Here is a 12,932-nt window from a genome sequence, read left to right as displayed (position 1 = left end):
TTCTGTGCATTTCAGTTCCAGAGTAGGCATTGGTCTCTTTGGCGCTGACTATTTGCACTGAAGCATTAGAGTCATCAAATAGATATAAATCTGGATGATACTTACTTCCAATATCATATTTACCTTGATAATGAGATTTTTCGTTTTGTACCAGCGTATTGTGGGCAATAGTTTGCTTGGCCCAAGTTTTGTTCTCCTTTAGATAATTACCACCGCCTTTTTGTTCAATATTTACAAAACGGGCTAATCCATAATCTTGTAATACTTCATTTCCATTATTGTAAAAGGAATAGGATAATTTATCATAATGACCATGACTTGATCCTTGTGAGGCGTATTTGAAAACAAGCTCCAAATTCTCACTACGTAAAATGCCTACACCACCTTGTTTTCCTTCTGGTCCGTCAGACAGATTAATAGATTTTTTATTGAACGGGGTAGCTTTTCCATTTTTAACGCCTAGGGCTACTGCTAAACCAGAATCGTCTAATAATACTTTATTTTGTTTAGCCGCTATACTTAATAAGCCAGGATCTTGTGATCCGTAGTAATAAGAAATATCAACAGCTGATACCAATGCATCAGTGTAATAGGACATTCCTTTTTGACCATCGTTCAGTGGAAAGAAGTCACCATCTGCATCAGATAAATTTAAGAGCGCGTTTATAGATTTTAACAACACACCATCTTTATATTCAAAAATTTTGAGTTCAGGTTTTACATTATGCAATCCTTCCGCAAAAATTAAGAAAGGGTACATGGCGTAGCGTTGATAATATGGTCCTTCATTGTAATATCCGTCTGGTGAAAAAGGCTCTTCTATATTTGCTAAAAATCCGGCTTTTCCTTCTTTATTGATGAATCCGCCATCATCGTCTTTTGCAGATTTATCCATCTCTAATCCTGGAATTCCGTATAGTGCGCGATCAATTAATTCTTTATCGTTCATTACAAGACCAATCATACCAACAGCTGCATTACCCCATGTACTATGATTGTGTACCCTCTGGTAAAATTGTGGACTGTCTACAGAAATATGATCAGCAAATGGTCTAAAGAGATTGTTCTCTAATTTTTTTCTTTCTGCCTTGCTCAGGTAATTGTAGATGCAATCATAGGCTTGACTCACATAAACAAGCCAGTTAGAATCATTCAAACACTGCCAAAATAACTTACCACGGGCATAAGATCTAGTTTTTGGGTGTAATGGTAATGTCTTGTACATTTCCTCATATTGCAATAACATGTCTTTTACATATTTTGCATATTTTTCATCATCTAAAATTTGGTATAGAGCACCGGCTTGCTGCATTACGTACATATTATGCTTATGACGTACATGTGTATAGCCGCCAGAATAATCTTTTGGAATAGGCGTATCTATGCCCAAGGCTATTTCTGCATCTACCTGTTGTTTTAATTTTTCTAAAGAAGCATCGAATAAAGGTACGTTACCCAACTCTGCTCTAATCTTCTCTACTCCGGATTTTGTTAGAATAAGACTAGGATGTTCTTGAGCATTTGCGCTTAAGGTTATAAATATAGCGCAAACAAAAATTTGTAATGATGTTATGTACTTGGTCATGTTTATTGTTCCTTTTTTAATAGACCTAGATTTTTACCATCAGTGCCTTTGCCTTTTAAAGGGGAATCTGCACTTAATGAATAATTACTGTCTTTAGAAAATTTAGGTTCAAGCTCCCATTGGTTTTCTAGTATATATTTTTGGTCACCTGTAACCATTAGTTTTTCAGAATTGCTGAGAGCATTGTTCAAAACTTTAACGATAGGCTCACCAACGACCAAGTGCATATTAATGGCTTTACTATCTTTAAAAATATTGTTTTTTATTTCGGTTTCTTGAACGCCATATAAGGAAACGGTAGCATCATATTTATTTTTAGATCCGTAACCAACATGATCAAATACATTGTGCTCCATCTCTAAAAACGGACCAAAAGTACTTTCATCTTTACCACCTCTGTATAATCTTAACGCAGCACCTTGTAAATCACTTACAGCATTGTTTTTCATAATAAAGTATTCAACATTGTAAGCGCCAATATCATCTGTTTCTTTGTCTAAGGCGGCAATGCTACCAGATATATTTTTAAACTTCGAATTTTGAATGCTAATAGTGTCTGCAAATGTGCCCTTAGATACACGTAGTACGTCAAAAGAATGATTAACGACCATATCTTTAAACTCACATTTATCTATGAATAGCTTGTAATTATCTATCATAGATTTTTTACTGGTGCTAATAACAGAGTTACCTGCGTAGTCTGGAGATTTAGTACCGTCAAAAGTGATATTTTCCAAAGATAAACTTCCTCCATTTTCAATTTCAAAAGCCATCATTCTTTCAAATAAAATGGTTGCTTTTTTCTTTCCTACTGTTTTAAACGTAAGCGGATGGTTAATTTTTACAGCTTTAGTCAATAAGTAGGTACCACCATCTTCTAAAACGATAATATCACCTGGCTTAGTTTCCTTTACTTTATCGTACAAGGTATTAATGCCTGCTGCTACATTGATGATATTACCAGAGTTTAGTGCAACAGTGTTGTCTGCTTTTGAATACCATGAAGCACCTGTATTTTCTTTGGTCGCAATTTTAGGGCTAATCGAAACCTTAGTTTTAATCTTGTTAGAAGTAGGGATTAAGAATCCGTTCTTATCTGTCACCAATTTAATTTTGGCATTTTTAAAACCTTCTTCTATTGTGCTATCTGAATTTTCGCTAAGAATGTTGTTTTTGAAAGTTATACCACTAATATCATCATCAATTGTAAATACATCTTTCTTGGTGTCGTTATAAATAATATTCTCTGAAAATTCAGAAGTTCTTGGCGCCTGACTTCTCTCTGCATCGCTACCTGCACCAAAAAGTATATTATCGCAGTTTACAAAAGTATTGTTGTTTACTTTAGAATCTATAACCGGTACATATCTATTTGGCGGCGAGTTTGGTACACCGTTCATCATAACGAAAGCACCTCTAAAACGATATCCGGTTAGACCTATATGATAGTTGTTGATTACCGTCTGCGTTTCATTAATTACACGAATACCACCAGTACTTGGCTTGTTGTTGCCAATAAATACATTACCGTCAACTAAAGTTTCATTTCCATGACGCATAGTTAGCGTACCTGTACATTCAAAAAAAGTGTTGTATTTGAAGGTGTTATTACAAGATTTGTTTGAGATGATTTCATGTTCACCGTTAGTTCTGTCAAAATAATTAGATTCTACTAAGGTGTTTGATTTTTCTAATGCATGATGACTGGTACCTATTCTTAAGGTTTCACCGCCATTGTTACCGTATGTAGGGCGTGGTCCAAAATAGTTATGATCTATTTGATGGTTGTTTGCTCTACTTTCTTCCGTATCCAAACCAACAATCATGGTAACTCCTAAATTCTTTTTACCTGCGATATGATTATGGTCAATACGGTTATTTTTTCCGTAGATGGTTATCCAATAATCTTGTACTTGGCGTTCAGGATTATTGAAGTTATCGATTACACATTCGGTAAGGCGGGAGTTATTGGCCATTTGTTCCCTGCTTTTTCTAAAAGAAATAACAGCATTAGTAGGGGTATAACCGTTTTTGAATACTAGTCCTTTAACGATTAAATGGTCACCTGCAATTCTAAGGTTAGAAGCTCCGGATAAAATTACTTTTCCTTTTTCTTCTGCGATAAGTGTTATAGGTTTTTCCGTAGTTCCGTTGGCTTCAAAAAGAAGTTCGGCATTCATCCATACTCCATTGGCTAGGATAATGTTGTCCCCTGGTTGAACTTTTTGTAAAACATCGTTAAACTCAGCTACAGTTTTTACTACATAATTTTGTTGTGGTGTAGTGAAGGAAAATAATAGGCAAAGAAAAACAGATAAGAATAGAAGGTGGTATTGTCTCATGAGTTAAAATTGGTTAACCAAATTGGTTTACCAAAAATAAGGATATTTGTAAGACTAGCAAATATTTAACATAAAAAGGGCGGTTTAAATTACGAATCGATAATTATCTACTTTAGAAATCATCAATTCGATAAATTCCATTACTTGTATATCTATCAGTAATTAGAAGTCTATTTGGTCACATAAAGAATGATTAGTTTATGGTCTAAAATAAACTTTAAATAACAACCCGATAAGAAAACTTAATGTTATTCCTCATTTGGTTCAGTACCTGCACCTACAGTTGCTGCTCTAAACCATACTTCAGCGTAATCACCATTTGCATATTGCTTTGCAATATCGCCATCATAAGTATCGGCACCAGTGCTCCATACAATATTGTCTTCTGGAGATTTGCCATTGGTTTGGTTATATGCCCCTTGTTTAAAATATTGAATTTCACCAGCGTATGCATTTTTACGTTCCAGACCATCACGACCTATAGAAGCGTATAATGTTTTTATCTGTTCTGGTAATGTTTTAGTGAATTCAGATACCAATAGATTTTTAGTGAATTTAACCGTTTTGTGACCGTCACTTTTAAAAGTTAAGTACATGATACCCTTATGAACATTAATTTCATAACTAAACTCTTCTCCCAATTCAATACCATTTTCTGGCTCTTCTGGAGCGGTTGTTGAATCTGGTCCTACTACTGACATGTCATTACCCCAAACAGCTGAGGAGTAGTCCCATCTTTTTGAATTGTCTCCTTCAGTGTTAATTTCGTAATTCCAGAAAACAGAACCTTTTGTATGTCCTGGAAATTTCTTGTAGAATATTTTTATCGGCTCATTTTCGTGTCCTTCATCACTATGTATTTGTCCAACAACAACAGCATAAGAAGCGGCAACTCTAGCATCGCCAGAGGTTGATACGTGCTGTACTTTTAATGTGCCGGTTAATTTTCCACCTGTTTCGGGTATCCAATGTGCTTTTTGGCCTAGCTCTGTTCTTGTATTGCTAGAGGTTCTTGAAGTGATTCCGCTGTTTGGTGTTTTGTATACTACCCAATCCGTTTTTCCGTCGTCAGCAACGTAAAAGAAATCATCTTTGGCGTAATCTTTAAGGTTATCTTCATAGGTGCCATCACCTAATAGAATTTTCCATTCATCCATAAACGGGATGACCTCGCTTGGGTATTTTGTGGTAACTACACTATCTTCTGTAGATTTTTCAATAGTATCTGAAGCTTTTTTTGAGTTGTCTTTACAAGCAAATAAAGTTATTACTGCAATGATGGAAACTATAGACTTTTTCATGTTGTTATTTTACGTGTTATTAGTACATAAGTTTAAGGGGGAGGTTTTCTTGTACAATCAATTTCCCAGAATTTTTTATTTCATTGTTAGAAGACCTATTGTTTTTTGCGCCCCATAAACGCGCAACCAGTTGAACAGGGTTATCAATGAATTTGTTATTCTCAAGATTTACATTGATAATACCATATGTATTTAGAAGTAGACCTTCTTTACTTTTTAAGCCACAATGAGTAAATGTGCTATTTGTGACAACTAAATTACCGCCAACGGTAGATTCGTCGTAGCCACCTCTATAATAGTCGATCACGTTATTCGCAACACCGTCAAACAAACAGTTGTCAATGGTAATGTTCTCGGCATTATATTCGCCCTTGTCATCTGTTTCTTCAGATAGTTCTAACCCGTTTGCACAATTTTTAATTTCCGTAGATTTAAAAGTGATGTACTCTGAAAATGATAATTTATATGCTTTTAAAACATAATCGAAATTTGATATTTCACAATCAATAACATTTAGATCGTAAAGGCTAGACATGTTGTTTTTTAAACTAGCAAAAGCGTATTGTTCTTTGTTACCTACCAGCTGAATATTCTTAAGCGTAAGTTGCCCTTTCGGATTCATTTCAAATGCCGGACTTTCAGATGCTCCTTTGTATTCAATAGTTGCTTTTGCTTCTGGTGTAGCGGCAATTATAGTTATAGACTTATCAATTTTTAATGGAGAACTTAAATCGTATCGTTGGGCGGTTAAGTTGATGGTATCTCCATTGTTTGCAGATGTAAGTGCATTTACAAGTTCTGTTGTTGTGCCAGCTGCATGTGTTTTGCCAGATTCGTTCCTAGAAGTTGTGTTAGAATACCAGTCTGTACCGTATTGAGATACATCCATCATATTCTTTTTGTTCACGGGTTTGCCTACTACTGCACCCACCATATTATTCTCTGCCCTAGAATTACCGAACAAATCTTCAGTGATCTGGTCAAATTCAAATCCGCTATAAAGTTCAAAGTTTGCCAATGAATTATCGGGCATTAGAATATCGCCATCGGCTACAGTAGTACCAAAATCTTTTTGGGTAAGTCCGTCGACATCATTAAACATAATTCCTTGGTTATTAATGACGTTACTTTTAAATCTAATGCCGTCTATAGAGTCATGTTTAACAATGGGTTGCTCATCTCCTTTGTCATTATAAATAAGATTATTGGCTACAGTTGTTCGTATAGGTGTTGCCGATCTAATCTCAGATTTTGGCAGAATGTCTTTTTGGTCGGTGTTAGAACCTACTCCAAATTGCCAAGGCGACACACAATTTACCCAAGAATTGTTGGCCACAACAACATCGGTAACTTGCAAGTATCTGTTCAATGGTGATTTTGGAATACCGTTCATTACGGCAAGCGGACTCCTAAAAGTTTTTCCATTTAAATTGTAGAAATAATTATTGGTAACCCAATGACCTGTTCCAATTAAGCGTATACCACCTATTTGTTCAGAATTTTCATCCCCAATAAAAACATTGCCATCAATAATACAGTAGTTACCATGTCTTGTAACCAATGAACCTTCACTCTTGTAAAAAACATTGTTTCTAAACTCATTGAAATTGGTTTTACTAGAGATAATTTCCACTTCACCGTTACAGTGGTCAAAAAAGTTATTTTCAACTAAAGTATAACTAGGCGCCATAGAGGTAAAACTATTACCAAGTTGAATAGTTTCTGCACTAGGTCCGCCCTTAGGAGGTCTAGGACCAAAATAGTTATTGGTGATTTTGTGGTAGTTCTTTATACTGTTGTTACCGGCCAAGTCAATTCTTACTGTTGGTCCTCTATTAGATTTGCCGGCAATGTAGCAATGATCTAGCTCATTGTGTCGCCCTTTAAACAACACCCATAAATCTGTTTGATTACGTTGAGCCTTGTTGAAATCTATAATCGCACTGTTGGTAATTTTACAATGGTTGGCTACCGAGTCTTCACTAATGCCAAAATCAATAACGGCTGATGAGGGAGATGATCCATTCGTAAAATGAAGTCCATTAATGTTCAAATATTCACCGGCAAGTTTTAAATCGGAAGTACCCGTAATCAAAACTTTTCCAGAGGTTTCTGCCCGTAATGTGATAGGATTTTTCTCATTACCATATGCTACAAATTTAATGTTCACATCTTTCCAATTTCCATTAGCCATAACAATATCATCGCCAGGTTTTGCTTCGGCAATTGCTGTGTTCAATTCATTTATATCGTTTACGGTTATAGCGATGCTACTTGATTTTTCATTGCAAGAAAACAGTAGAAAAACAAATGCTAATAGTAAAAAATACTTTTTCATTATATATGTTATTAATCTGGTTTGAAACTAATTGTAGATTTTTAGGAGTGTGATTTATGTTGCAACCACACTAAACTGGTTAACCAGTTTGGTTGACCAAAAATACATATATTTGTAAGAATGACAACTAATTAACACAAAACCTATTGATAAAATACAAAAGGTATATTAAAAATGAGAGAAGATAAAAAAGGTATATCTAGGAGAAATTTCACAAAGAAGTCGGCTATGGCATTGGCAGGCTTGCCTTTAGTAAGGTTAGAAGGTGATTTTCTACGGCCAAAAATTGCTGCCAATGATGCTATTGAGGTTCACCTTTTTTCCAAACATTTACAATTTCTTGATTATAACGAAATGTCTGCTGCAGCTGCAGAAATAGGATTCAATGGATTAGACTTAACAGTACGCCCAAAAGGCCATATATTGCCCGAAAAGGTAAAAGAAGATTTACCTGTAGCGGTAGCGGCTATGAAAAAATATGGGTTGACACCTAAAATGATGACTACCAATGTATGGGATATTGAAGATGCTGGTCAAAGCGAAGTATTGAAAACTGCCAGTTCTTTGGGATTTAAGTATTATAGAACAGGTTGGTTAAGTTATCCTGAGGATATAGCTATTGATGAAAGTTTGGCACAATATGCAGCCCAAGCTAAAAATTTAGAAGACTTAAATAAAGAGTTAGGATTAATTGGATGCTATCAAAATCATGCAGGTAATCACGTGGGTGCACCTATTTGGGATCTACCAACAATTTTTTCAAAAACCAATGGTGAGTTTTTAGGTTGTCAGTATGATATAAGACATGCCGTTGTAGAAGGTGGCAAAAGCTGGGAGTTAGATTTACGCCGTATTCAATCTTACATAAAATCTATAGTAATAAAGGATTTTAAATGGGGAATGAAAGGTGATTCATGGGAGCCTATTAATACCCCCTTAGGTGAGGGTATGGTAGATTTTAATAGATATTTCTCTTTACTTAAAAAATATAAGATTAATGTGCCAATATCATTACATCTAGAATATGATTTGGGTGGAGCAGAGCATGGGGCTACAAAAATATCAATGGATAAAAAAGAAGTGTTTGCTAAAATGAAAAAAGATTTAATCTTTTTAAGGGAGGCATGGGCAAAGGCAGAATAATATTAAACTTAGAAAATACACAATGACCAAAATAGCTAAGGCAACAAAAGAAAAATTAAGAAAAGTAAGTACGGCAACTGTTGCAACTTGTTTATTTAAAAAAGGATTGAAAAATCAGTTTATACAACACGTAAAACCATTAAAATTAGATAGACCCACTATGGTTGGTGAAGCATATACATTACGTTATATACCTGCTCGTGAAGACTTAAACCCCATCTCTGTATTTAGAGACCCAAAGCATTTACAAAGAGTAGCTGTTGAAGAATGTCCAGAAGGCGCTGTAATGGTTATTGATAGTAGACAAAATGCCAGAGCAGCATCTGCAGGATCTATTTTGGTTACAAGGCTAATGGTGAGAAATGCAGAAGGTATTGTTACCGATGGTGGGTTTAGGGATTCCGCAGAAATTGCCGACTTGGATTTTTCGTCATATCATAATAGACCTACGGCACCAACGAACTTAACGTTGCACCAAGCAATTGCTATTAATGATCCTATAGGTTGTGGTGATGTTGCCGTATTTCCTGGTGATGTTATACTTGGAGATGATGACGGCGTAATGGTGATACCTGCGCATCTTGCCGATGAGGTTGCTGATGAATGTATTCAGATGACCATGTATGAAGAGTTTGTGATAGAGCAAGTACAAGGAGGTAGGGCAGTAATAGGTCTATACCCAATGGTAGATGAAAGTATAAAAGCGGAGTTTGAAAAGTGGAAATTAGATAGAAATTAATATTAATCATTAGATATAAAAGGTGGTTAGTTCTTTAAAGAACTGACCACCTTTTTATTTATGGACAAATTTAAACTATTCACCACCTCTTGCGGGGTAGTTATTTTTGTTGACGTAATCTATCGCATTTAAGATATCGTCCCAGTGAGGTCTTGCAAAAGGCATTGTTTGAATAGCACTTGCATAAAGGGTATTATCAGGGCGAATTAAAAACAACCCCGGTTCTGAAAATTCATCTGGTTCTTTATCCGATGTTTTTTTAGATACGTATAATCCCCATTCTCGTGCTGTTTCTATTGGTAGATTGTAACCAACGGGCAGTTCTGGAATATCCCATTCCTTACCTGCTTTTTTTGCGCGTTCTTCGCTATCGCTACTAATGGCAATTAAGTGAACACCTCTATCACTAAAATCTTTTAATCTTGTAGCAAGATCTTCTAAGTAATTTTTGCAAACGGGGCAATGCAATCCTCTATAAAATACGACCATAGTAAAAGATGTACTGTCTTGTTCATGTAGACTCCATTGCGTATCGTTAATTAAAGGTAATTTTAATTCAGGTACTTCTGATGTGGGTTTTATCATTGTAATATTATTTTATAATTAGTATTCCATAAAAGTATAAGAGGAGTATATTGTAGCTTTGTTGTATACCTTTTAGTATTAGTGCAAAAACATAAATAGAATAGGTTATTGTTACTATTCATTTTCTGCTAACCATTGTTCGTATTTTGCATACTGTGAGCTAGATAAAATATCTTCCAATTGGCGGGTGCGTTCACTCTCTATACTCCCTAGCATTTCTCCACTTGCAGTATTGGCTTGTTTGTTTTTAAAACGATTCATTTCAGAAGTAAAAGTGCTAATTTGTTCTTTGCTCATTTCTAATTTTGCAAACATGGTAGCATATTCGTCGTTTAATTTTTCTGAAGTATTTTGAATGGCTGTATTGCTTAAGGTATTAGTTGATTCATTTTGAGCTGTGGACTTATCTGTAGTATTAGTTAAGTTGTTTTTTGTGCTTGAGCATGCTGTTAAAATAACTGACAGGGCTAGTATAATTACAATATTAGATTTCATGATTTCTTATTTTAAAATTCTTTTTTGGAAATATCTGTTTTTAAATAGATTACGATAGATGCAATCACATATAAAATTGACTCTTCAGATAGGACGCTTTTAAATAAGTCAATACTGTTTGTAGTTATTAATGAAAAATGTAAAAAAAAACAGTATCTATTTGCTGTGGGTTTTCATTGAAAGTTAGTATCTTATAAATTTATACGTAGCTTTTTATATTTTAGTTACCATGTACAATCTTGTTTATAAATCAATAGCAAATACCCTTACTTCAACTCAGGTTGATGAAATTTTATTAGAATCTAGAGATTTTAACAATAGACATGATATTACGGGTTGTCTTATTTATCACGAAGGTTTTTTTATACAATATTTAGAAGGTAATGCAGAAGTAGTCTTGGCTTTGTTTGAAAAAATTAAAATAGATACAAGGCACAGAGAGGTCATTTTGCTCTCAAAAGGCAATATTTATTCTAGAGAATTTGATAATTGGAGTATGGCTTATTTGTCTAATCAATTACCAAATGAAGCTTTTAGGTATATTAAATTAATGGTTAGTCCAGAAGAAGAAATTCCGGATATGTCAGTTATACCTAATCCTACTTCAAAAAAATTCTGGCTTACAGCAAAGAATTTACTGAATAGAATAGGGCATAACAATTTTAATTGAGAAGTATTGTTAAATAAAAAATCGACTTCAGGGTATTGCGACCGTATCCATTGAAGCGAGTAGCCTTAATTTACTTTGGTAGAAAATTTACAATTATTTATGATTAAAAGAAGCTTCAATAAATTTTGGGCAAATTTTTCAGAATACTCATTTAAATCTGGCAAATCTTCAATTTTTTTTAATTCTACATGTCTTTTGTGAAAATCAGAGGAACAATTTTCGCTTTTAAATTCGATTATAGGTAACACATCTGTAAGTATATTGTGCACCTTCAAGGCATTCCCTTTAGTGTAATAATCAAGCTGATATTGCTGAAGTATTAATGAAAGTTCATCAGTGTTTTTAATAGCCATAATATATTGCACAATTAAAAAGGGAGCATTAGTTATATAACGCAGAATATCAAATGTAAGTATTTTACTACAAAAAATATATTTTATTGAGTTAGTATTTTACAATAAATTGGTATTGAGTCAGTAATCATTTTTATTGGAAAAAAATTATGTAGTGATTGTACATAATTTTGTAGGTCATACTGATATTGTATTAAACAAAATGAAAGATCTAAGAATATATATTGCAGATGACGATTTTGATGATCGCGACTTTTTTATGGAAGCTTTAAGCAGTGTACCTGTAAAAACAGAGGTTTTTCAGTTTGATAATGGTGTCGATTTAATGGATAAATTGTTTTCTGATGTCACTTTGCCTCAAGTAATTTTTTTAGATTTATACATGCCTATTATGGATGGGTTTGAATGTCTTATCGATATAAGAAATTTTAAAAAATTCAATAAAATTTATATCATAGCATATTCTTCAATTTATAGAGATAGAGAAGTAAACCAACTAAAACAAGATGGAGCCAATCAGTTCTTAAAAAAGTCGTCTTCTTTTAAAGAACTAAAAGAGCTGTTATTAAAATCATTAAAATCGGTTCCTGTCAATAACAAAGAAATCTTGCCTAAAGAGGAATTCGTTGTGCTAACTTAATTAGAATAGCCATTTTTACATCTTTTTAAGGAGTATTTGGGTATAAATTTCATTAATTTAGTTATTCAATTTACACATCAAAACGTAACCCATGAAAAATATTCTTAGAACTCTTTTAGTAGTAATGTTAATGGTTGCCAGTGGCACCCAAGTTTTTGGACAGAAAAAACTAGACCAAGAAACTGTAGCAGATTTACAGAAAACTCCTAAATATGGTTTTATACTTACTACAGAAAGGCATTTTAAAGGTGTATTGGGTATGTATGACCTTTTAATTGAGAATGGTGTTAAAATAGAAGATTATGAAATTGTGGTCAAAGGTAAAGTCGTTACACAATTGGTTAAGGATTCAGAGTTAGAAAAGTTCTTTCAAAAGTATAAAGGAAAAGTAAAAGTTAGTGTTTGCAGTGTTGCAATGGAAAAATTAGGAGTTGCTGAAGAAACACTGTTTGATGGTCTTGATGTTACACCGACCGCATCGGTTCGTATGTTGCAATTGCAAGCCAATGGTTATAATACATTAACGTATTAGGAAGATAATGGGCATAAAGATTATATAATTTGCTTTAAATTTTCAATTTACGTTCTACTATGGTAATCACATCTATTTTACCATGAGTAATTAATTAAAAGCCGCTGAACTCAGTTTAGGCGGCTTTTTTTATAATGGCTCTTTCGTTAAACAATTTCTATATTTGCTAGGCGAAAAACCAAACCTAAATCTATAATATCTTACATCTA

12 protein-coding genes are annotated in these 12,932 nt (G+C 33.9%); 5 read left to right on the top strand and 7 right to left on the bottom strand.

Annotation, left to right across the window (positions count from 1 at the left end; genetic code table 11):
* The 4 genes from ABJI11_RS12930 to ABJI11_RS12915 all read right to left on the bottom strand — a co-directional run.
* The coding region (locus tag ABJI11_RS12930; protein WP_348352906.1) for an alginate lyase family protein at positions 1 to 1,585 on the bottom strand (1,585 nt) is incomplete at its 3' end.
* Positions 1,586 to 1,587: 2 nt separating this feature from the next.
* Positions 1,588 to 3,927 carry a chondroitinase-B domain-containing protein gene (locus ABJI11_RS12925; RefSeq protein WP_348352904.1) on the bottom strand — a complete coding sequence of 780 codons (2,340 nt, stop codon included), beginning with the start codon at positions 3,925 to 3,927 and terminating at the stop codon, positions 1,588 to 1,590.
* Positions 3,928 to 4,175: 248 nt separating this feature from the next.
* A complete protein-coding gene (locus tag ABJI11_RS12920; RefSeq protein WP_348352902.1) occupies positions 4,176 to 5,228 on the bottom strand; it encodes a polysaccharide lyase family 7 protein in 1,053 nt (350 codons plus the stop codon).
* Positions 5,229 to 5,247: 19 nt separating this feature from the next.
* Positions 5,248 to 7,566: a chondroitinase-B domain-containing protein gene (locus ABJI11_RS12915; RefSeq protein WP_348352900.1), complete on the bottom strand. Its 2,319-nt coding sequence runs from the start codon at positions 7,564 to 7,566 to the stop codon at positions 5,248 to 5,250.
* 174 nt (positions 7,567 to 7,740) lie between these two features.
* Between ABJI11_RS12915 and ABJI11_RS12910 the strand changes: the two genes are divergently transcribed.
* Together ABJI11_RS12910 and ABJI11_RS12905 are read left to right on the top strand one after the other, a co-directional pair.
* The gene (locus ABJI11_RS12910) at positions 7,741 to 8,709 is read left to right on the top strand and encodes a TIM barrel protein (RefSeq protein ID WP_348352897.1); all 969 of its coding nucleotides are present in this window, start codon (positions 7,741 to 7,743) and stop codon (positions 8,707 to 8,709) included.
* Positions 8,710 to 8,731: 22 nt separating this feature from the next.
* Positions 8,732 to 9,448, top strand: coding sequence for a ribonuclease activity regulator RraA (locus ABJI11_RS12905; RefSeq protein ID WP_348352894.1), 717 nt, complete (start codon positions 8,732 to 8,734; stop codon positions 9,446 to 9,448).
* 75 nt (positions 9,449 to 9,523) lie between these two features.
* Here ABJI11_RS12905 and ABJI11_RS12900 read toward each other — a convergent pair whose 3' ends face one another.
* Together ABJI11_RS12900 and ABJI11_RS12895 are read right to left on the bottom strand one after the other, a co-directional pair.
* Entirely contained in the window at positions 9,524 to 10,033 is a 510-nt protein-coding gene (locus ABJI11_RS12900) for a peroxiredoxin-like family protein (protein WP_348352892.1), read from the bottom strand.
* Between the two features lie 114 nt (positions 10,034 to 10,147).
* Positions 10,148 to 10,528 (bottom strand): hypothetical protein, encoded by a 381-nt coding sequence (locus ABJI11_RS12895; protein ID WP_348352889.1) that lies wholly within the window; start codon positions 10,526 to 10,528, stop codon positions 10,148 to 10,150.
* A gap of 229 nt (positions 10,529 to 10,757) precedes the next feature.
* On the opposite strand from ABJI11_RS12895, the gene ABJI11_RS12890 reads away from it, so the two are divergent.
* Positions 10,758 to 11,198, top strand: coding sequence for a BLUF domain-containing protein (locus ABJI11_RS12890; protein WP_348352886.1), 441 nt, complete (start codon positions 10,758 to 10,760; stop codon positions 11,196 to 11,198).
* A 65-nt stretch (positions 11,199 to 11,263) separates the two neighbouring features.
* On the opposite strand, the gene ABJI11_RS12885 is transcribed toward ABJI11_RS12890, so the two are convergent.
* Positions 11,264 to 11,551 carry a hypothetical protein gene (locus ABJI11_RS12885; protein ID WP_348352883.1) on the bottom strand — a complete coding sequence of 96 codons (288 nt, stop codon included), beginning with the start codon at positions 11,549 to 11,551 and terminating at the stop codon, positions 11,264 to 11,266.
* A 202-nt stretch (positions 11,552 to 11,753) separates the two neighbouring features.
* Here ABJI11_RS12885 and ABJI11_RS12880 point away from each other — a divergent pair, with 202 nt between their 5' ends.
* Positions 11,754 to 12,191, top strand: a complete 438-nt coding sequence (locus ABJI11_RS12880; protein ID WP_348352880.1) for a response regulator — start codon at positions 11,754 to 11,756, stop codon at positions 12,189 to 12,191.
* Between the two features lie 91 nt (positions 12,192 to 12,282).
* Positions 12,283 to 12,723, top strand: coding sequence for a DsrE family protein (locus ABJI11_RS12875; RefSeq protein ID WP_348352877.1), 441 nt, complete (start codon positions 12,283 to 12,285; stop codon positions 12,721 to 12,723).
* Positions 12,724 to 12,932: the final 209 nt, after the last annotated feature.

Source organism: Maribacter sp. (genome assembly GCF_039968975.1).
Classification (GTDB): domain Bacteria; phylum Bacteroidota; class Bacteroidia; order Flavobacteriales; family Flavobacteriaceae; genus Maribacter.
Note: the sequence above shows the minus strand (reverse complement) of the source record. Positions and strands in the feature narration are given on the sequence as shown.